Source organism: Burkholderia sp. MSMB1835 (genome assembly GCF_001526365.1).
Classification (GTDB): domain Bacteria; phylum Pseudomonadota; class Gammaproteobacteria; order Burkholderiales; family Burkholderiaceae; genus Burkholderia.
The window spans coordinates 257,224-275,877 of the sequence record NZ_LOYP01000054.1; the positions used below are offsets into that span (position 1 = coordinate 257,224).

The 18,654-nt window shown below is 66.2% G+C and carries 19 protein-coding genes; 5 read left to right on the top strand and 14 right to left on the bottom strand.

Features of this window, described 5'->3' with window-relative positions:
• Positions 1 to 3 precede the first annotated feature (3 nt).
• A complete protein-coding gene (gene rpsP, locus WS96_RS27155) occupies positions 4 to 258 on the bottom strand; it encodes a 30S ribosomal protein S16 (protein WP_006476550.1) in 255 nt (84 codons plus the stop codon).
• Between the two features lie 152 nt (positions 259 to 410).
• Here rpsP and WS96_RS27160 point away from each other — a divergent pair, with 152 nt between their 5' ends.
• Together WS96_RS27160 and WS96_RS27165 are read left to right on the top strand one after the other, a co-directional pair.
• Positions 411 to 1,550, top strand: coding sequence for a PQQ-dependent sugar dehydrogenase (locus WS96_RS27160; protein WP_059836986.1), 1,140 nt, complete (start codon positions 411 to 413; stop codon positions 1,548 to 1,550).
• A gap of 112 nt (positions 1,551 to 1,662) precedes the next feature.
• Entirely contained in the window at positions 1,663 to 2,130 is a 468-nt protein-coding gene (locus tag WS96_RS27165; protein WP_059791513.1) for an NINE protein, read from the top strand.
• A gap of 51 nt (positions 2,131 to 2,181) precedes the next feature.
• Here the strand turns inward: WS96_RS27165 and WS96_RS27170 are convergent, their stop codons facing one another.
• Both WS96_RS27170 and WS96_RS27175 read right to left on the bottom strand, forming a co-directional pair.
• Positions 2,182 to 3,360 carry a PA0069 family radical SAM protein gene (locus WS96_RS27170; protein WP_059836762.1) on the bottom strand — a complete coding sequence of 393 codons (1,179 nt, stop codon included), beginning with the start codon at positions 3,358 to 3,360 and terminating at the stop codon, positions 2,182 to 2,184.
• A gap of 90 nt (positions 3,361 to 3,450) precedes the next feature.
• Entirely contained in the window at positions 3,451 to 3,939 is a 489-nt protein-coding gene (locus tag WS96_RS27175) for an Lrp/AsnC ligand binding domain-containing protein (RefSeq protein WP_012492860.1), read from the bottom strand.
• A 145-nt stretch (positions 3,940 to 4,084) separates the two neighbouring features.
• On the opposite strand from WS96_RS27175, the gene WS96_RS27180 reads away from it, so the two are divergent.
• Entirely contained in the window at positions 4,085 to 5,371 is a 1,287-nt protein-coding gene (locus WS96_RS27180; protein WP_059836764.1) for a D-amino acid dehydrogenase, read from the top strand.
• Positions 5,372 to 5,702: 331 nt separating this feature from the next.
• Here the strand turns inward: WS96_RS27180 and WS96_RS27185 are convergent, their stop codons facing one another.
• From WS96_RS27185 to WS96_RS27205, 5 genes are all read right to left on the bottom strand, one after another.
• Entirely contained in the window at positions 5,703 to 6,638 is a 936-nt protein-coding gene (locus tag WS96_RS27185) for an electron transfer flavoprotein subunit alpha/FixB family protein (RefSeq protein WP_059836766.1), read from the bottom strand.
• A gap of 15 nt (positions 6,639 to 6,653) precedes the next feature.
• Positions 6,654 to 7,403 (bottom strand): electron transfer flavoprotein subunit beta/FixA family protein, encoded by a 750-nt coding sequence (locus WS96_RS27190; RefSeq protein ID WP_034206727.1) that lies wholly within the window; start codon positions 7,401 to 7,403, stop codon positions 6,654 to 6,656.
• A gap of 227 nt (positions 7,404 to 7,630) precedes the next feature.
• Entirely contained in the window at positions 7,631 to 8,425 is a 795-nt protein-coding gene (locus tag WS96_RS27195) for a MetQ/NlpA family ABC transporter substrate-binding protein (protein WP_034206726.1), read from the bottom strand.
• A gap of 29 nt (positions 8,426 to 8,454) precedes the next feature.
• On the bottom strand, positions 8,455 to 9,108 hold the full coding sequence (locus WS96_RS27200; protein ID WP_006486982.1) for a methionine ABC transporter permease: 654 nt from the start codon (positions 9,106 to 9,108) through the stop codon (positions 8,455 to 8,457).
• Positions 9,098 to 10,132, bottom strand: coding sequence for a methionine ABC transporter ATP-binding protein (locus tag WS96_RS27205; protein ID WP_034206725.1), 1,035 nt, complete (start codon positions 10,130 to 10,132; stop codon positions 9,098 to 9,100). Before WS96_RS27205 ends, WS96_RS27200 begins: the two co-directional genes overlap by 11 nt.
• Positions 10,133 to 10,350: 218 nt before the next feature.
• Between WS96_RS27205 and WS96_RS27210 the strand changes: the two genes are divergently transcribed.
• Complete coding sequence (locus WS96_RS27210; protein ID WP_059836988.1) at positions 10,351 to 11,271, top strand: alpha/beta hydrolase; 921 nt, start codon at positions 10,351 to 10,353, stop codon at positions 11,269 to 11,271.
• Positions 11,272 to 11,301: 30 nt separating this feature from the next.
• On the opposite strand, the gene WS96_RS27215 is transcribed toward WS96_RS27210, so the two are convergent.
• Positions 11,302 to 12,225 (bottom strand): histone deacetylase family protein, encoded by a 924-nt coding sequence (locus WS96_RS27215; RefSeq protein ID WP_034206723.1) that lies wholly within the window; start codon positions 12,223 to 12,225, stop codon positions 11,302 to 11,304.
• A gap of 169 nt (positions 12,226 to 12,394) precedes the next feature.
• On the opposite strand from WS96_RS27215, the gene mltB reads away from it, so the two are divergent.
• Positions 12,395 to 13,612 carry a lytic murein transglycosylase B gene (gene mltB / locus WS96_RS27220; protein WP_059836768.1) on the top strand — a complete coding sequence of 406 codons (1,218 nt, stop codon included), beginning with the start codon at positions 12,395 to 12,397 and terminating at the stop codon, positions 13,610 to 13,612.
• 74 nt (positions 13,613 to 13,686) lie between these two features.
• On the opposite strand, the gene cysM is transcribed toward mltB, so the two are convergent.
• The 5 genes from cysM to WS96_RS27245 form a co-directional block, all read right to left on the bottom strand.
• Positions 13,687 to 14,589: a cysteine synthase CysM gene (gene cysM, locus WS96_RS27225; protein ID WP_059501676.1), complete on the bottom strand. Its 903-nt coding sequence runs from the start codon at positions 14,587 to 14,589 to the stop codon at positions 13,687 to 13,689.
• Positions 14,590 to 14,801: 212 nt separating this feature from the next.
• The gene (locus tag WS96_RS27230) at positions 14,802 to 15,143 is read right to left on the bottom strand and encodes a ComEA family DNA-binding protein (protein ID WP_059824240.1); all 342 of its coding nucleotides are present in this window, start codon (positions 15,141 to 15,143) and stop codon (positions 14,802 to 14,804) included.
• A 74-nt stretch (positions 15,144 to 15,217) separates the two neighbouring features.
• Positions 15,218 to 16,210 carry an ADP-glyceromanno-heptose 6-epimerase gene (gene rfaD, locus WS96_RS27235; protein ID WP_059836770.1) on the bottom strand — a complete coding sequence of 331 codons (993 nt, stop codon included), beginning with the start codon at positions 16,208 to 16,210 and terminating at the stop codon, positions 15,218 to 15,220.
• A gap of 63 nt (positions 16,211 to 16,273) precedes the next feature.
• On the bottom strand, positions 16,274 to 17,224 hold the full coding sequence (gene rfaE1 / locus WS96_RS27240; RefSeq protein ID WP_059836772.1) for a D-glycero-beta-D-manno-heptose-7-phosphate kinase: 951 nt from the start codon (positions 17,222 to 17,224) through the stop codon (positions 16,274 to 16,276).
• 7 nt (positions 17,225 to 17,231) lie between these two features.
• Entirely contained in the window at positions 17,232 to 18,632 is a 1,401-nt protein-coding gene (locus WS96_RS27245) for a UDP-glucose dehydrogenase family protein (protein ID WP_059836774.1), read from the bottom strand.
• Between the last annotated feature and the right edge of the window lie 22 nt (positions 18,633 to 18,654).

Consider the following 18,654-nt stretch of genomic DNA (forward strand, 5'->3'; position numbering starts at 1 on the left):
ACGTTAGGCAGCCGGTTGCGCCTTTTGCGCTTCCTTCACGAGACGCTGGACGGTCGGCGACAGTTGCGCGCCAACGCCTTGCCAGTACGTCAGGCGATCCTGAGCGATACGCAGCGATTCGCCCTTCGTGGCGACCGGGTTGTAGAAGCCGACGCGCTCGATGAAGCGGCCGTCACGACGGTTGCGCGAATCGGTAGCGACGATGTTGTAGAACGGGCGCTTCTTCGAGCCGCCACGAGCCAGACGGATGATAACCATATGATGTCCTTCGGGAAAACCGGGTTCGAAACTACTGAAACACGCGATTATAGCCGGAAACCAGAGGTACAACAAACACTTACGCGTAAAAATCCGCGGACGGCCCGCCAGCCGGACCTACAATCGTCGTATCGAGGATGCTTCCGACCGTCATGCCGCCCCTTCGCGCCACCCCGATGCGCCGCGTGCAGCGCCTATTGGCGGCGCTGCTTGCCGGCCTTGCCTGCGTCGCGTCCGCACCGGCGTTTGCCGCGCCGCTGCCGGTGAACGAACTCGTCGTGCCGCCCGGCTTCCATGTGAGCGTGCTGACCGACGCCGTACCGGCCGCGCGCGAAATGGCGTGGTCGCCGCGCGGCATTCTGTATGTCGGCACGCGAGACGGCCGCGTCCATGCGTTCGCGATGCACGAGGGCCGGATCAGCGCACACTACGTCATCGCGTCCGGGCTCGACCTGCCCGTCGGCGTCGCCTATCGCGACGGCGCCCTCTATATATCCGCCGTCTCGCGCATCCTGCGCCTCGATCGTATCGACGACCGGCTCGCCCGACCGCCCGCGCCCGTCGTCGTGACCGACGCGCTGCCGACCGACCATCATCACGGCTGGAAATTCATCGCGTTCGGCCCCGACGGCAAGCTGTACGTGCCCGTCGGCGCGCCGTGCAACGTCTGCCTCGCCGATCGCGACCGCTACGCGATCATCGCGCGGATGAACGCCGACGGCAGCGGGCGTGAAGTGGTCGCTCGCGGCATACGCAATACGGTCGGCTTTGCATGGCACCCTGACTCGGGCGAGCTGTGGTTCACCGACAACGGGCGCGACATGATGGGCGACGACGTACCCGACGACAAGCTGAACCGTGCGCCGCGCACCGGCCTCGACTTCGGCTTTCCATACTGCCACGGCGGCGATACGCCCGACCCCGAATTCGGCGGCGCCGACGTCTGCCGCCGTTATGTGCCGCCCGTCCTGAAACTCGGCGCGCACGTCGCGGCGCTCGGGATGCGCTTCTATACCGGGGCGATGTTTCCGGCGCCCTATCGCAACAACGTCTTCATTGCCGAACACGGCTCGTGGAATCGCAGCACGAAGGTCGGCTACCGCGTGATGCGCGTGGTCGCATCGGCGGACGGCAGCCACGCGCGCCAGACACCGTTCATCACGGGCTGGCTGCGGCCCGACGGCACCGTATGGGGACGCCCGGCCGACGTATTGCCGCTACCGGACGGCTCGCTGCTCGTCAGCGACGATTACGCGGGCGCGATCTACCGCGTGACCTATGCGGCACCTTGACGCAGGCGACGCGTGACCGGGCCCGACCGGGCATCGTAGAATGCGTGCCGGGCCGCTCGTCCGCGCCGGCCTGCCGGCCCCCGCCCATGCCAACGACAATACGCCGCCATCCATGTCCAGCAGCACCGCTTCGCCCCGCCGCTTCCGCTCCAAGACGCTCACCGCCGCCCTCGCGTTCCTGCTCGGCTCGCTCGGCGCGCACCGCTTCTACCTGTACGGCTTTCGCGATGTGTACGGCTGGGCTCACCTGCTCGCGACGATCGTTGGCATCCCGGGCTTCCTCCTGCTCGCCGCAACGCAGCGCAGCGCCGGCCTCGGCTGGTGGCTCGCGGTACCCGGCGCAATCTCGCTGCTGGCGGCGTTTCTTGCCGCACTCGTCTACGGGCTGCGCCCCGACGAAAAATGGGATGCGCAATTCAACGCGGACACCGGCAAGCACAGCCGGTCGGGCTGGACCGTGATCTTCGTCGTGATCTTCTCGCTGCTGATCGGCGCGTTCCTGTTGATGACCGCACTCGCGCTGTCGTTCCAGACCTACTTCGAATCGCAGGTCGAAGCAGCCAAGCAGATTTCGCAGTAAGCACGACCGATACGGTCGATACGGCACACCGGCGACTGCATGGCTCGCCGGTCAGAACAGGTTCAACTGCATGTCGTCGCGCGGCTTCGCGCCGGCTGCGCGCACCGCGACACGCGGCGCCGGCACCGCAGCGGCCGGCGCACCGCTGAACCGCGACAGATCGAGGATACCGTTCGTGCGTTCGTTCAACCCGAGCCGCTTGACGGCCTGGCGAAAGCGCTGCCGCAACAGGTCGGCCCAGATCCCCTCGCCCTTCATCCGTTTCGAGAAATCCGAGTCGTAATCCTTGCCGCCGCGCATGTCGCGCACGCGGTTCATCACGCGCTCCGCACGATCGGGAAAATGCGCGGCAAGCCATTGCTTGAACAACGGCGCGACCTCCCACGGCAACCTCAGGATGATGTAGCTCGCATGCGTCGCGCCGGCTTCCGCACAGGCCTCCAGCACGCGCTCCATGTCGGGCTCGGTCACGAACGGAATCACCGGTGCAATGCTCACGCCGACCGGCACGCCCGCATCTCGCAGCGCGCGAATCGTGCGCAGCCGCCGCGCCGGCGTGGCCGCACGCGGCTCCAGCGTGCGCGCGAGCTCGGCATCGAGCGTCGTGATCGTGACCGCCGCCATCACCTGCCCGCGTTCGGCCATCGGCGCGAGCAGGTCGAGATCGCGCTCGATCAGCGACGATTTCGTGATCGCCGCGAACGGCAGCCCGCGATCGTGCATCACCTGGATCACGCTGCGCGTAATGCGCAGGTCGCGCTCGACCGGCTGGTATGCGTCGGTATTGACGCCGAGCGCGATCGGCTCCGGCACGTAGCGCTTGCGCGAAATCTCGCGCTCGAGCAGTTCGGCCGCGTTCACCTTCGCGTAGATGCGGCTTTCGAAATCGAGCCCCGGCGACAGCCCGAGGTAGCTGTGCGTCGGCCGCGCGAAGCAGTAGATACAACCGTGCTCACAGCCGCGATACGGATTGAGCGACACGCTGAACGGAATATCGGGCGACTGATTGTGCGTCAGGATGCTCTTCGCCCGCTCCTCGAATACCTGCGTGCGCAGCGGCGCGGGGAAATCGGCGTCGTCGGACTCGTGCGTCCAGCCGTCGTCCACCGCTTCGCGCTGCGCGATTTCGTACCGCCCCTGGAGGTTGTCGACCGCACCGCGCCCCTTGCGGGGCACGGGCGGCGCTACCGGAAATTCGTTGTCGGACCGATCGTCCATGTGCCCACCCATTTGCCTGCGCCCAATACTGTACATTTATACAGTATTGGGCGCAGCATGCCAAGGACGGGATAAAGGGCCCGACAACGGGCCGTCGGCGCGTCACTCGCCGACGGCGATCGTCAGCGTTTCCTTGATTTCTTCCATCACGACGTAGCTCTTCGACTGCACGGCGCCGGGCAACTGCAGCAGGATGTCGCCGAGCAGTTTCCGGTAGTCGGCCATCTCGCCGATCCGCGCCTTGATCAGGTAGTCGAAATCGCCGGAAACGAGATGGCATTCGAGCACCTCGTCGATCTTCATCACTTCCCGGCGGAATTGCTCGAACATGTTGCCGCCCTTGTGGCCGAGCGTGATCTCGACGAACACCAGCAGCGCGGCGCCCAGCTGACCCGGGTCGACCCGCGCGTGATAACCGGTGATCACGCCGTCGCGCTCCATGCGCCGCACGCGCTCGATGCACGGCGTGACGGTCAGTCCGACCTGTTCCGCGAGATCTTTCATCGCCATCCGGCCGTCGTCCTGGAGCAGTTTCAGAATGCGCCGGTCGAGCTTGTCGAGCGAGCGTACGGGCTGACGTTGCGTTCTCATTTGTTTATGCTGAAAACCGAAAAAATACGATAACAAAAACTGCACATTCGACAATACCATAGCTCGAAAAACTAGATCAGCTAGAGGTTACACGGAGCCGCAGGTGCGCCCGGCCTCAACCTGGTCCCTTCCATCTGGAGCAGCTATGCGAGTCGTCATTCTGGGCAGCGGTGTAGTGGGCGTGGCAAGCGCGTATTACCTTGCGCGCGCCGGCCATGAAGTCACTGTGATCGACCGGGAAGCCGGCCCGGCGCTGGAGACGAGCTTCGCGAACGCAGGCCAGATCTCGCCCGGCTATGCCGCGCCGTGGGCCGCGCCCGGCGTGCCGCTGAAGGCCGTCAAGTGGATGTTCGAAAAGCACGCGCCGCTCGCGATCCGCCTCGACGGCACGCGCTTCCAGCTCCAGTGGATGTATCAGATGCTGCGCAACTGCACGGCCGAGCGCTATGCGATCAACAAGGGGCGCATGGTCCGTCTCGCCGAATACAGCCGCGACTGCCTGCAGGCGCTGCGGGCCGACACCGGCATCCAGTACGAAGGCCGCACGGGCGGCACGCTGCAACTGTTCCGCACGCAGCAGCAGCTCGACGGCGCGGCGAAGGACATCGCCGTGCTGCAGGAAGCGAACGTGCCGTTCGAACTGCTGTCGCCGGCCGAACTGAAAAAAGCCGAACCGGCGCTAGCCGCCGTCTCGCACAAGCTGACGGGCGGCCTGCGCCTGCCGGGCGACGAAACGGGCGATTGCCAGCTGTTCACGACGCGCCTCGCCGCGCTCGCCGAATCGCTCGGCGTCAAGTTCCGCTACAACACGCCGATCGATGCGCTCGCGATCGCGGGCGGCAAGATCGCCGGCGTGCAGTGCGGCAGCGAGACGGTGCGTGCCGACGCGTACGTCGTCGCGCTCGGCTCGTACTCGACGCGCTTCATCTCGAACCTGATGAAGATTCCCGTCTATCCGCTCAAGGGCTATTCGATCACCGCGCCGATCGTCAACGAAGCCGCCGCGCCCGTGTCGACCGTGCTCGACGAGACCTACAAGATCGCGATCACGCGCTTCGACCAGCGCATCCGCGTCGGCGGCATGGCGGAAATCGTCGGCTTCGACAAGACGCTGCGCGCGGCACGTCGCGAAACGCTCGAGATGTGCGTGAACGACCTGTTCCCGGGCGGCGGCGACACGTCGAAGGCCACGTTCTGGACGGGCCTGCGCCCGATGACGCCGGACGGCACGCCGATCGTCGGCCGCACGCCGGTGTCGAACCTGTTCCTGAACACCGGCCACGGCACGCTCGGCTGGACGATGTCGTGCGGCTCGGGCCAACTGCTCGCGGACCTGATCTCGGGCAAGATGCCCGCGATCCAGGCCGACGACCTGTCGGTGCATCGTTACCTGAAGGACGTGCCCGGCCAGACGCGCCCGGCATACGCGTAAATCGGAACGGCCCGCGGCGATGCGGGCCCGTTGCATCAGCAAGAAAGGCGCCCGAGGGCGCCTTTCTCGTTTCGGCGGCTGCGAGTGCAACCGCGACCGCGAGTGTCGATTCGGCACGACGCTTCAATCAACCTGCGCATGCCGCCGTCGCACGGCGCTCGAATCGACGCTACCCGTCGTGCGTGCGCGAGGATACGTTCCGCACGACACGGTACGATCCGGATTCTTCCCGCCGAGCGACGCTCGCGCCTCTTCCGCAACGACACAACAAAAAAGGGGCGCTCGTCGCGCCCCTCTTCCCGTGTGCTTACCGCTGAGGCGTCACGCCGCGTCAGCCGAGCTCGCTCACGAGTTCCGGCACGAGCGCGAACAGATCGCCGACGAGGCCATAGTCGGCCACGCTGAAGATCGGCGCTTCCGGATCCTTGTTGATCGCGACGATCACCTTCGAATCCTTCATCCCGGCCAGATGCTGGATCGCGCCCGAGATACCGACCGCGATGTACAGCTGCGGCGCGACGATCTTGCCGGTCTGGCCGACCTGGTAGTCGTTCGGCACGTAGCCGGCATCCACTGCCGCGCGCGATGCGCCGAGCGCCGCCGACAGCTTGTCGGCCAGCGGCTCCAGCACCTTCGTGTAGTTCTCGCCGCTGCCCAGACCGCGGCCGCCCGACACGATGATGTTCGCGCTGGTGAGTTCCGGACGGTCCAGCTTCGTCACTTCACGGCTGACGAATTGCGACTTGCCGGCGTCGGCTGCCGCTTCGATCTTCTCGACCGCTGCGCTGCCGCCTTCGGCCGCAACCGGATCGAAACCCGTCGCGCGTACCGTGATGACCTTGATCGGGTCGCTCGATTGCACCGTCGCGATCGCGTTGCCGGCGTAGATCGGGCGCTCGAACGTGTCGGCCGAATCGACTGCCGTGATGTCCGAGATCTGCGCGACGTCCAGCTTCGCGGCGATGCGCGGTGCGACGTTCTTGCCGTAGGCAGTGGCCGGCGCGAGGATGTGCGAGTAGTCCTTCGCGATGTTCAGCGCCGTCGCCTCGACGTTTTCCGCGAGGCCTTCGGCCAGTTGCGGCGCGTCGGCCAGCAGCACCTTCGACACACCCGCGATCTTCGCTGCCGCATCGGCAGCCGCTTGCGCGTTGTGACCCGCGACCAGCACGTGAATGTCGCCGCCGATCTTTGCCGCCGCCGCCACCGTGTTCAGCGTCGCGGCCTTGATCGACGCGTTGTCGTGTTCTGCAATTACCAGAATCGTCATTTCTTTCCGCTCCCTTTACAGCACCTTGGCTTCGGTCTTCAGCTTCTCGACCAGCGTCTTCACGTCCGGCACCTTCACGCCGGCCGCGCGCTTCGGCGGCTCGACCACCTTCAGCGTCTTCAGACGCGGCGCGACGTCCACGCCGAGGTCTTCCGGTTTCACCGTTTCGAGCGGCTTCTTCTTCGCCTTCATGATGTTCGGCAGCGTCACGTAGCGCGGCTCGTTCAGACGCAGGTCGGTCGTCACGACCGCCGGCAGCGTCAGCGACAGCGTTTCCGCGCCGCCGTCGACTTCACGCGCGACCGTCGCCTTGCCGTCGGCGATCGTCACCTTCGATGCGAACGTCGCTTGCGGCAGGCCTGCCAACGCGGCCAGCATCTGGCCCGTCTGGTTCGAATCGTCGTCGATCGCCTGCTTGCCGAGGATCACCAGTTGCGGCTGTTCCTTGTCGACCAGCGCCTTGAGGATCTTCGCGACGGCCAGCGGCTCGACGCTGTCGTTCGACTCGACGAGGATCGCGCGATCCGCGCCGATCGCCAGCGCCGTGCGCAGCGTTTCCTGCGCTTGCGCGACGCCCACCGACACTGCGATCACTTCGGTCGCGACGCCCGCTTCCTTCAGGCGCACGGCTTCTTCAACGGCGATTTCGTCGAACGGGTTCATCGACATCTTCACGTTCGCGATGTCGACACCCGTGTTGTCCGACTTCACGCGGACCTTCACGTTGTAGTCGACCACTCTTTTCACTGGCACCAGGATTTTCATGCACACGCTCCAAAGTTACGAATACGACCAGAGGCCATTTTATAGCGCGACCTCATGACTGCGCGGCCAGGCGGACCCAACCATCATGGTTGTCGAGGATACCGCTTCTTGGCGACGCGCCAATGATAGCGAACGGTCGTTCTATTTTAAAAGAGAAAAAACCCGGACGCAAAGCCCGGGTTTTCGATCATCGACTCTAATCCCGCCGGGCGTCCGCGCTCCATCGGTTACCAGGCGGCAACGACCGCGCCGCCGAACTTGCCTTCGATGAACTGCTTCACGTCGGCCGAGTGGTACGCCGCAATCAGCTTGGCGACCCACGGCTTGTTCCGGTCCGCCTCGCGGATCGCGAGAATGTTCGCATACGGGCCGTTCGGGCCCTCGATCGCGATCGCGTCCTGCTTCGGTTTCAACCCTGCTTCCATCGCGTAGTTGGTATTGATCGCGGCCGCGTCGACGTCGCCGAGCGAGCGCGGGATCTGCGCCGCGTCGAGCTCGACGATCTTCAGCTTGCGCGGATTGTCGACGATATCGAGCGGCGTCGCCTTCAGCCCCGCATCCGCGCGCAGCTTCAACAGCCCCTGCTTCTGCAGCAACAGCAGCGCGCGGCCGCCGTTGGTCGGATCGTTCGGAACCGCGACGCGCGCGCCCGGCTTCAGTTCGGCCAGCGACTTCACGCGCTTCGAATAGATGCCCATGGGGAACGTGACGGTGTCCGCGACCTTGAGCAGCTTGTAGCCGCGATCCTTCACCTGCGCCTGCAGATACGGATCGTGCTGGTAGCTGTTCGCGTCGAGGTCGCCCGACGCGAGCGCCGCGTTCGGCTGCACGTAATCGGAGAATTCGACGATGCGGATCTCCAGGCCGTCCTTCGCCGCGACCTTCTTCACCACTTCCATGATCTGCGCGTGCGGACCGCCCGTCACCCCCACCTTGATGGTTTCGGCCTGCGCATGCGCGCCCGCGAACAGCGCGGCCGCGCCCAGCGCCGCCGCAAATTTCAGCATGAAGCGTCGTTGCATCGTGTCTTTCCTGTCGGATCGGTTTGGTCTTATTTGTGGCTCAGCCGGCGCACCAGCCAGTCGCCGAACGATTGCACGATCTGCACGAACACGATCAGGATCGCGACGACCGTCCACATCACTTCCGGCAGATAGCGCTGGTAACCGTAGCGGATCCCGAGATCGCCGAGCCCGCCGCCGCCGATCGCACCCGCCATCGCCGAATAGCCGACGAGCGACACGAACGTGATCGTCAGGCCCGCGACGACGCCCGGCAGCGATTCGGGCAACAGCACCTTGAATACGATCTGCGACGTGGTCGCGCCCATCGACTGTGCGGCTTCGATCAACCCGCGATCGACCTCGCGCAGCGCCGTTTCGACGAGACGCGCGATGAACGGCGCGGCCGCGAGCGTCAGCGGCACGACCGCCGCGGCCGTGCCGATCGACGAACCGGTGACGAGCCGCGTGAACGGAATCACCGCGACCAGCAGAATGATGAACGGCGTCGAGCGGACCGCGTTCACGATGCCGCCGAGCACGCGATTCACCGCGAGGTTCTGCAACACGCCCTGGCGATCGGTCAGGTAGAGCAGCACGCCGAGCGGCAGGCCGACGAGCGCGCCGACCGCCCCGGAGATGCCGACCATGATCAGCGTCTCCCAGAACGACTGCACGAACATATCGAACATCTCACTCAACATACGAAAGCTCCTCTACCACCACACCTTGCTCGCGCAGGAACGCGAGCGCCTGCCCGACCTTGCCCGGCTCGCCGCCGGCGAGCACCGCGAGCGAACCGAATGCCTGCCCCTGGATCTCGTCGATCTGGCCGTGCAGGATGTTGAAATCGAGTTCGTACCGGCGGATCGTCTCCGACAGGATCGGCTGGTCGACACCCGAGCCCGTGAACGCGAGCCGCAGCAGATGGCCGCTGCCCGTCTTCAGCCGCTCGGCCACGCGCGCCTTCAGCGCGGGCGGCAGTTCCTGCGCGATCACGTCGCCGATCAGCGCGCGCGTGACTTCGTGATGCGGCTGCAGGAACACGTCGATCACGCGGCCCTCTTCGACCACGCGCCCCGCATCGAGCACCGCGACGCGATCGCAGACCTGCTTGATCACTTCCATCTGGTGCGTGATCAGCACGATCGTCAGCCCGAGTTCGCGGTTGATGCGCTTCAGCAGATCGAGGATCGAACGCGTGGTTTCGGGATCGAGCGCGGACGTCGCCTCGTCCGACAGCAGCACCTTCGGCTGGCTCGCCAGCGCGCGGGCGATGCCGACGCGCTGCTTCTGGCCGCCGCTGATCTGCGCCGGATAGCGATCCTTCTGCGCGGACAGCCCGACCAGGTCAAGCAGCGGCAGCACGGCGGCCTCGATGTCGGCACGGCTCGCGCCGGCCAGTTCGAGCGGCAGCGCAACGTTGTCGAACACCGTGCGCGACGACAGCAGGTTGAAGTGCTGGAAGATCATGCCGATCTCGCGGCGCGCCTCGCGCAGCGCACTGGCCGACAGCAGCATCAGGTCGCGCCCACCGACGACGACATTGCCTTCGGTCGGCCGCGTGAGCAGGTTGATGGTGCGCACGAGCGTGCTCTTGCCGGCGCCGCTTCGGCCGATGATGCCGAACACCTCGCCTTGCGGGATCGTCAGGTTGACGTTGCGCAACGCTTCGACCCAGCCGCCCGGGCCGGGGAAACGCTGCGAAAGATTGCGTAATTCGATCATGTAAACAAAACGGCGGCCGGCCGGCGAGTTGGCCCGCCAGTCGGCCGCCGATGCATCGGGAATAGCCGGCGATTTTACCGCAAACCCCTCATTCCCCTTAATAATCGATTTCGATCTTTTCATAACCAGACGAAATTAGAGGAGCGCCGCTTCGCCCACGCCGGGAGGCCGCGACTATGATCGGGAACACACTCGCCAACGAACCGGAGACACGCCAGATGAGCGCCACCACCACGCCGGCCGCCGCACCCGCCGCCATTGCCGGATCGGCGCCTTCGGCGCCCGCGCCGCACATGGGCCGGCTGCGTACCGCGGACGGGCTCGAACTGGCGTCGTACCGCTGGCCGGCCGGCGACGGCAGCGTGCCGCCGCGCGCGACGATCGCGCTGGTGCACGGCCTCGCCGAACACGCGGGCCGCTATGCCGCGCTCGCCGGCCGGCTGACCGCAGCCGGCATCGACGTGCTTGCGATCGATCTGCGCGGGCATGGCCAGTCGCCCGGCAAACGCGTGTGGGTCGAGCGTTTCGACGGCTACCTGAACGACGCGGATGCGCTGGTCGCCGAAGCCGCGCGCGGCGACGCGCCGCTGTTTCTGATGGGGCACAGCATGGGCGGCGCGGTCGCGGCGCTCTACGCGATCGAACGTGCACCGGCTCGCGGCCACGCGCTGGCCGGCCTCGTGCTGTCGAGTCCGGCGCTTGCGCCGGGGCGCGACGTGCCGCGCTGGATGCTTGCGCTCAGCCGCCTCATCAGCCGTGCGTGGCCTACTTTCCCCGCGATCAGGATCGATGCGGCCCTGCTGTCGCGCGATCCGGCCGTCGTCGCCGCCAATCGCGCCGACCCGCTCGTGCACCACGGCGCCGTGCCCGCCCGCACCGGCGCGGAGATCCTCGATGCGATGGCGCGCATCGAGCGCGGCCGCGGCGCGCTGCGCGTGCCGGTGCTCGTCTATCACGGCACGGAGGACAAGCTGACCGAACCCGACGGCAGCCGGGCGTTCGGCGCGCACGTCGGTTCGCCCGATCGTACGCTGACGCTGTACGAAGGCGGCTTCCACGAAACGATGAACGATCTCGAACGCGACCGCGTGATCGACGCGCTGATCGCGTGGATTCATGCGCGCGTGCCCGCGCGCTGAACGCGCCCGGCCCGGCCGGTCAATCGCGAATCAGATCCCGGCCAGCACGCGCAGGTGCGCGACGACGCTGCGCCCGAGCGCGGACAGGTTGTAGCCGCCCTCGAGGCAACTGACGATACGGCCCTGCGCATGCCGGCGCGCCACGTCGACGATTCGCGCGGTCAGCCATTCGAAGTCGGCTTCGACGAGCCCGAGATTGCCGATATCGTCCTCGCGATGCGCATCGAAGCCGGCCGACACGAACAGCATCTGCGGCTTGAACGCGTCGAGGCGCGGCAGCCAGAACATGTCGACGGCTTCGCGAATCGCCATCCCGTTGCTGCGTGCGGGCATCGGCAGGTTGACCATGTTCGGCGCCTGGTGATCGACGCCCGAGAACGGATACAGCGGATGCTGGAAGAAGCTGCACATCAGCACGCGCTCGTCGTTCGCGAACGCCGCCTCGGTGCCGTTGCCGTGATGCACGTCGAAATCGACGATCGCGACGCGCTCGATGCCGTGTACGTCGAGTGCGTGCCGTGCGGCGATCGCGACGTTGTTGAAGAAGCAGAAGCCCATCGCGCGCGCGGGCTCCGCATGGTGGCCGGGCGGGCGGACGCCGCAGAACGCATTCGCATAGCGGCCTTCGATCACCGCGTCGGTCGCCGCGATCGCGGCGCCGGCCGCGCGCAGTGCCGCGCGCCACGTGTCGCGATTCATCAGCGTGTCGGGATCGATCTCGACGTAACCGTCGACCGGCGTCATGCTCCGGATGTAGTCGATGTGCGCCTGCGTATGCACCCGGCCCAGCGCGACCTCGCTCGCGAACGGCGCGGTTTCGTGCACGATCAGGTCGTCGATGCGGCTCGCAATCAGTTGATCCTGGATCGCCGACAGGCGGGCCGGACATTCCGGATGCCATTCCCCCATCTCGTGCAGCATGCAGTCGGGGTGCGTATAGAAAGCGGTTGCCATAAGCTGTCATCCGCGGCGCACGGTGCGTCGCAGGTCTCCATCAATGATGTCCATCGTCTGCCGCGAATTCGCCGCTAACTTACCACAACGGGGGCCCGCTTCGGCCCGGTGCGCCGGATGCGTCGGGTATACTGCGCCGAACACAATCGCCCTGTCCGCCCGCTTCGACATGAATTCCAGCAAGCCTGCCGCCCTTCTTTCCGCGCTGTTCCGGGTTCGCGCTCCGCTCGTCGCCGCTGCCCTCGCCGCGGCCCTCGGCACCGCGCCTGCCGTCGCGCAGACGCAGCCGGCGAAGCCCGCCGGCACGCTCGTCGCCCAAGCCCAGCCGCAGCAGGAGACGCCGCAAGGCCAGACCTTCGAAGAGGAAATCGTTCCACAGCGTTACGCGAACAATGCGAAGGTCGACGCGTTCATCGACGAGATGGTGAGCCGCAACGGCTTCGATTCGGCAAGCCTGCATGCGCTGTTCTCGCGCATCAGCTACTCGGCGACGGCCGTCAAGCTCGTGAAGCCGGCCCCGTCGCCGACGGTCAAGAACTGGCGCGTCTATCGCTCGCGCTTCATCGAGCCGATCCGCATCAACGCGGGCGTGAAGTTCTGGAAAGCGAACCAGGCCACGCTTCAGCGCGCGTCCGAGCAGTTCGGCGTGCCGCCCGAGGTGATCGTCGGCATCATCGGCGTCGAGACCATCTATGGCCGCTACATGGGCAATTTCCGCGTGCTCGACGCGCTGACGACGCTCACGTTCGACTACCCGGACACGCCGAACCGCGACAGCCGCCAGGCCACGTTCCGCAAGAACCTCGAAGACTTCCTGGTCTGGACCCGCGACAACCAGCTCGACCCCACCACCGTGCTCGGCTCGTACACCGGCGCGATCGGGATTCCGCAGTTCCTGCCGAGCAGCATCCGCGAATATGCGGTCGACTTCGACGGCACGGGTCACGTCGATCTGCGCAGCAGTCCTGTCGATGCGATCGGCAGCGTCGCGAACTACCTGAAGCAGCACGGCTGGGAAACGGACCGTCCGGTGGTCTGGCAGATCACGCCCGATACAGGCAGCCTGGGCATCGCCCAGGCCGCCGCCGACGGCCAGCCCGAACCGCACTGGGCGCTGTCGCAACTGCTGCGCGCGGGCATGACGTTGAACGAGCCGACGGTCAACATCACGACCGAAGCCGGCACGCCGGTCACCGTGGTCGACTTGCCGACGCCGGGGCGCGCGACCGAATACATGCTCGGCCTGAAGAACTTCTATGTGCTGACGCGCTACAACCGCAGTTTCTTCTACGCGCTCACCGTGTACCAGCTCGGCGAGGCCGTGAAAGCGCAGATGGAAGCGAGCGGCGCGCTGCAACCCGCCGCTGCCGCGGCGCAGTCGCAGTAAGCACCGGTCGCCCAAAGAAAAAACGCCGCAGAAGCGGCGTTTTTTATCGATGCGCGGGCCGCGCCCCCTCTCGCTCAGGCGGGAAACACGCCCGTGGACAGGTAGCGGTCGCCACGATCGCAGACGATGAACACGATCGTCGCGTTCTCGACCTGGCGCGCGATGCGCAACGCGACTTCGCATGCGCCGCCCGACGAAATGCCCGCGAAGATGCCTTCGACCGCCGCGAGCCGGCGCGTCATCGTTTCCGACGCAGCCTGACTCACGCTCTCGACGCGGTCGACGCGGCTGCGATCGAAAATGGTCGGCATGTACGCTTCCGGCCACTTGCGAATGCCCGGAATACGCGAGCCGTCTTCCGGCTGCGCGCCGACGATCTCGATCGCCGGATTCTGTTCCTTCAGGTAGCGCGACGTGCCCATGATCGTGCCCGTCGTACCCATGGCGGACACGAAGTGCGTGATGCGCCCCTCGGTATCGCGCCAGATCTCCGGCCCCGTGCCTTCGTAGTGCGCGACGGGATTGTCGGGGTTGCCGAACTGGTCGAGGATCACGCCCTTGCCTTCGCGCTGCATCTGCTCCGCGAGGTCGCGCGCCAGTTCCATCCCGCCCTTCACCGGCGTCAGGATGATTTCGGCGCCATAAGCCGCCATGCTCTGGCGGCGCTCGACCGACAGATCCTCCGGCATGATCAGCACCATCTTGTAGCCGCGGATCGCCGCGGCCATCGCGAGCGCGATGCCCGTGTTGCCGCTCGTCGCCTCGATCAGCGTATCGCCCGGCTTGATGCGCCCGCGCGCCTCGGCCTTGCCGATCATCGACAGCGCCGGACGATCCTTCACGGAGCCGGCCGGATTGTTGCCCTCGAGCTTCGCGAGCACCACGTTGTTGCGGGCGCGAATCTCGTCGTCCGGCAGGCGGACCAGTTGCACGAGCGGCGTATTGCCGATCGTGTCTTCGATAGTTTTGTAAGCCATGGATATACCGTGAGTACGAGGCCGATCAATCGATCGATTGTAAACCAGCACCGACACGCGCGCCGGCAACCCCTTTGCGACGATGGAATACGCGCGCCGCGCGGTCGCGATCGCCGCGCATGCCGCTCCATGCAAAAAACCCGCGGCATGCCGCGGGAAGCCGTCGCAACGACGGCGACTGAAGGAGCCCTTTGTCGGGTACGTGCGAGCCGCTATTTCTGCGCGGTGCGAGCCGGTGCGGCGGCAGGCTTCGCCGCCGCCGGCTTGCCTGCGGCCGACGGCGCCGCGCCCGCCGCCGCACCGATCGTCAACCCTTCCTGCTGAAGCCGCTCGACGGTATGCCCGCCCATGCCCTTCACGCGCGCGGCGAGATCGTCTGCATTCCTGAACGGGCCGCGTGCGCCGCGCTCGTCGAGAATCGCCTTCGCCCGCGCCGGACCGATGCCCTTGATACCGACGAGCGCATCCTCGTTCGCGGTGTTGACGTCGACGGCCGCCCAGGCCGACGCCACTGCGCCGAGCATGACCGCCGCGGCAAACCATTTCCTGATCATGTGCTGGATCTCCGAAGAAAAACGGCCGGCGGCTGCCGACCGTGAGACCCAGTCTATCGATGCAACGCGCCGGTTTAAACCTGGCCGGATAGCCAACGGACGTAGCGGTCGACGCCTTCCTGCACGGTCAGGAACGGTGCGTCGTAGCCGGCCGCGCGCAGTTTCGTCTGGTCGGCCTGCGTGAAGCACTGGTACTTGCCGCGCAGCGCATCGGGGAACGGCACGTATTCGATCAAGCCCTGCTCGACCTGCTGCGCGAGCGTGAGCGGCGGCTGGTTGTCGAGTGCGCGCAGCGTATTCACGACCGTCGACGCGATATCGTTGAACGGTTGCGCGCGGCCGGTGCCGAGATTGAAGATGCCCGACTTCTCCGGATGATCGAAGAAGAACAGGTTCACCTTGGTCACGTCCTCGACGGACACGAAATCGCGCGTCTGCTCGCCCGGCGCATAACCGTTGTACTCGCCGAACAACTTCACCTTGCCTTCCGCGCGGAACTGGTTGAAGTTGTGGAACGCGACCGACGCCATGCGCCCCTTGTGCGTCTCGCGCGGGCCGTACACGTTGAAATAGCGGAAGCCCGCGATCTGGCTCTTCGCGCTCGGCAGCACGCGACGGATCACCTGGTCGAACAGGAACTTCGAATAGCCGTATACGTTCAACGGCGCCTCGACGTCGCGTTCCTCGACGAAACGCGTCGAGCCGCCGTAGATCGCGGCCGACGACGCATACAGGAACTGCGTGCCGTGCGCGAGGCAGGTATCGAGCACCGCGCGGCTGTAGCGGAAGTTGTTGTCCATCATGTAGCGGCCGTCGGTTTCCATCGTGTCCGAACAGGCGCCTTCATGAAATACCGCGCGTACTTTGCCGAAATCGCCGCGCGCGAAGCGTTCGACGAATTCGGTCTTGTCGAGATAGTCGTCGATCTCGCAGTCGACGAGATTGCGGAACTTGTCCGCGCGCGTCAGGTTGTCGACCGCGATGATGCGCGTCTCGCCGCGCTCGTTGAGCGCCTTGACGATGTTCGCGCCGATGAAACCGGCTGCGCCGGTAACGATGAGGGTCATGATCGTCCTGCCTGAAAAGTGCGAGCCACTCGTGCGGCGCGCTCGTCGCGCCGCCGAATGCACTCAGTGAAACAGTTCGTCGTAGTCCACCGTGGCCGTGCCGAGCTTGCCGACCACGATGCCGGCCGCGCGATTCGCGAGCACCACGGCGTCGACGAGCGGCACACCGGCGCCGAGCATCGTCGCGACCGTCGCGATCACGGTGTCACCCGCGCCCGACACGTCGAACACTTCGCGCGCGAGCGCCGGCGCATGCAGTTCGCCGCCCGCGGAAAAGAGCGTCATGCCCTCTTCCGAGCGCGTGAGCAACAACGCGTCGATGCCGAGCGCCGCACGCAGATTCGCGACGCGCGCGCGCAGGTCGTCTTCCGATTTCCACTGCCCGACCACCTCGCGCAGTTCCGCGCGATTCGGCGTGATCAGCGATGCGCCGCGATAGCGTTCCCAGTCGTCGCCCTTCGGGTCGACCAGAACCGCCTTGCCGGCCGCACGCGCCTTCTCGATCATCGTCGTGACGTGCGTCAGGCCGCCTTTCGCGTAATCCGACATCAGCACGACGTCGTGCTGCGGCAACAGCGCATCGAAGCGCGCGAGCCCCGCGAGCAGCACCTCGTGCGTCGGCATCGCCTCGAAGTCGACGCGCAGCAACTGCTGCTGACGCGCGAGCACGCGCAGCTTGATCGTGGTCGGCAAGGCCGGATCGCGCTCGAGATGCGGCGTCACGCCGCTGCTGCCGAGCAGCTCGACGATCCGCTCGCCGGGCTCGTCGCAACCGACGACGCACAACAGCCCGGCCTGGCCGCCGAGCGTCACGGCATTGCGCGCCACGTTGGCCGCGCCGCCGAGCCGCTCCTCCTGACGCTGCACGTGCACCACCGGCACCGGCGCTTCAGGCGAAATGCGATCGACGTTGCCGAACCAGTAACGGTCGAGCATCACGTCGCCGACGACGAGCACACGCGAGTGCGCGAGTTGCTCGCGCGGCACCGGAACGACTTCGCGAAGAGTATTCATCGTACGTTCAGCCACGGGGGAACGACTGGGGATCGACATACGGCCGGCCGATCGCGTAGTAATCGATGCCCAGTTCGGCCATCGCGTCCGGCTCGTACAGGTTGCGCCCGTCGAAGATCACCGGTGCATTCAGTTCGGCCTTCAGGCGCGTGAAATCGGGGCTGCGGAATTCCTTCCATTCGGTCACGATCACGAGTGCGTCCGCGCCCGTGACCGCGGCATCCTGCGTGTCGACGAGATGCAGTCGCGCCAGCATGTGCGCATCGTCGCCGAAATCCAGCGCGAACACGCGCCGCGCTTCGTCGACGGCGACCGGATCGTAGGCGCGCACGGTCGCACCGCGTTCGAGCAACGCGGCGATCAGGCGGCGGCTCGGCGCCTCGCGCATGTCGTCGGTGTTCGGTTTGAACGCCAGGCCCCAGACCGCGAATTCGCGCCCCGTCAGGTCGGCGCCGAAGCGCTGCTCGATCTTGCCGATCAGCACGTCCTTCTGTGCATGGTTGGCGGCCTCGACGGCCTCCAGGATGCGCAGCGGCTGGCCGTTCTCGCCGGCGGTGCGGATCAGCGCCTGCACGTCCTTCGGAAAGCACGAGCCGCCGTAGCCGACGCCCGCGTACAGGAAGTGATAGCCGATGCGCGGATCGGAGCCGATCCCGCGGCGCACGGCCTCGATGTCGGCGCCGACCTTGTCGGCGAGATTCGACATCTCGTTCATGAACGAGATGCGCGTCGCAAGCATCGCGTTCGCCGCATACTTCGCGAATTCGGCCGAACGCACGTCCATGTAGATCGTGCGCTCGTGGTTGCGGTTGAACGGCGCGTAGAGCTTCTTCATCTTCTCGCGCGCGATCGTGCCGGTGTCGTCGTCGTCGACGCCGATGATGATCCGGTCCGGGCGCATGAAGTCTTCGACCGCGGCGCCTTCCTTCAGGAATTCCGGGTTCGACACGACCGAGAAGCGATGCGCAACGCTGCCCGCGAGCCCGCGTGCGGCCAACGCCTCGTCGACCACCCCGCGCACGCGCCGCGCGGTGCCGACCGGCACCGTCGACTTGTCGACGATCACCTTGAAGCCCGTCATGTGGCGGCCGATGTTGCGCGCGGCCTCGAGCACGTATTGCAGGTCGGCCGAGCCGTCCTCGTCGGGCGGCGTGCCGACCGCGATGAACTGGATCTCGCCATGCGCGACGCTCGCCTCGATGTCGGTCGAGAAGCGCAGACGCCCCGCCGTGCGGTTGCGCGCGATGATGTCCAGCAGCCCCGGTTCGTGAATCGGCATCCCGCCGTTGTTCAGGATATCGATCTTGCGCGGATCGACGTCGAGACAGAAGACGTCGTGACCGATCTCCGCGAGGCAGGCGCCCGTGACGAGGCCGACATAGCCGGTGCCGATGATGGTGATTTTCATAGATGTTCCGGTACTTCCCGGT

What these genes read in the sequence shown, in the direction of transcription:
- WS96_RS27180 (WP_059836764.1), top strand. Translation starts at nt 4,085, where the DNA reads ATGCGAGTCGTCATTCTGGGCAGCGGTGTAGTGGGCGTGGCAAGCGCG.
- WS96_RS27175 (WP_012492860.1), bottom strand. Translation starts at nt 3,939, where the DNA reads ATGAGAACGCAACGTCAGCCCGTACGCTCGCTCGACAAGCTCGACCGG.
- WS96_RS27210 (WP_059836988.1), top strand. Translation starts at nt 10,351, where the DNA reads ATGAGCGCCACCACCACGCCGGCCGCCGCACCCGCCGCCATTGCCGGA.
- WS96_RS27200 (WP_006486982.1), bottom strand. Translation starts at nt 9,108, where the DNA reads ATGTTGAGTGAGATGTTCGATATGTTCGTGCAGTCGTTCTGGGAGACG.
- WS96_RS27205 (WP_034206725.1), bottom strand. Translation starts at nt 10,132, where the DNA reads ATGATCGAATTACGCAATCTTTCGCAGCGTTTCCCCGGCCCGGGCGGC.
- WS96_RS27215 (WP_034206723.1), bottom strand. Translation starts at nt 12,225, where the DNA reads ATGGCAACCGCTTTCTATACGCACCCCGACTGCATGCTGCACGAGATG.
- WS96_RS27230 (WP_059824240.1), bottom strand. Translation starts at nt 15,143, where the DNA reads ATGATCAGGAAATGGTTTGCCGCGGCGGTCATGCTCGGCGCAGTGGCG.
- rfaE1 (WP_059836772.1), bottom strand. Translation starts at nt 17,224, where the DNA reads ATGAATACTCTTCGCGAAGTCGTTCCGGTGCCGCGCGAGCAACTCGCG.
- WS96_RS27245 (WP_059836774.1), bottom strand. Translation starts at nt 18,632, where the DNA reads ATGAAAATCACCATCATCGGCACCGGCTATGTCGGCCTCGTCACGGGC.
- WS96_RS27195 (WP_034206726.1), bottom strand. Translation starts at nt 8,425, where the DNA reads ATGCAACGACGCTTCATGCTGAAATTTGCGGCGGCGCTGGGCGCGGCC.
- mltB (WP_059836768.1), top strand. Translation starts at nt 12,395, where the DNA reads ATGAATTCCAGCAAGCCTGCCGCCCTTCTTTCCGCGCTGTTCCGGGTT.
- WS96_RS27190 (WP_034206727.1), bottom strand. Translation starts at nt 7,403, where the DNA reads ATGAAAATCCTGGTGCCAGTGAAAAGAGTGGTCGACTACAACGTGAAG.
- rfaD (WP_059836770.1), bottom strand. Translation starts at nt 16,210, where the DNA reads ATGACCCTCATCGTTACCGGCGCAGCCGGTTTCATCGGCGCGAACATC.
- rpsP (WP_006476550.1), bottom strand. Translation starts at nt 258, where the DNA reads ATGGTTATCATCCGTCTGGCTCGTGGCGGCTCGAAGAAGCGCCCGTTC.
- WS96_RS27160 (WP_059836986.1), top strand. Translation starts at nt 411, where the DNA reads ATGCCGCCCCTTCGCGCCACCCCGATGCGCCGCGTGCAGCGCCTATTG.
- WS96_RS27185 (WP_059836766.1), bottom strand. Translation starts at nt 6,638, where the DNA reads ATGACGATTCTGGTAATTGCAGAACACGACAACGCGTCGATCAAGGCC.
- cysM (WP_059501676.1), bottom strand. Translation starts at nt 14,589, where the DNA reads ATGGCTTACAAAACTATCGAAGACACGATCGGCAATACGCCGCTCGTG.
- WS96_RS27165 (WP_059791513.1), top strand. Translation starts at nt 1,663, where the DNA reads ATGTCCAGCAGCACCGCTTCGCCCCGCCGCTTCCGCTCCAAGACGCTC.
- WS96_RS27170 (WP_059836762.1), bottom strand. Translation starts at nt 3,360, where the DNA reads ATGGGTGGGCACATGGACGATCGGTCCGACAACGAATTTCCGGTAGCG.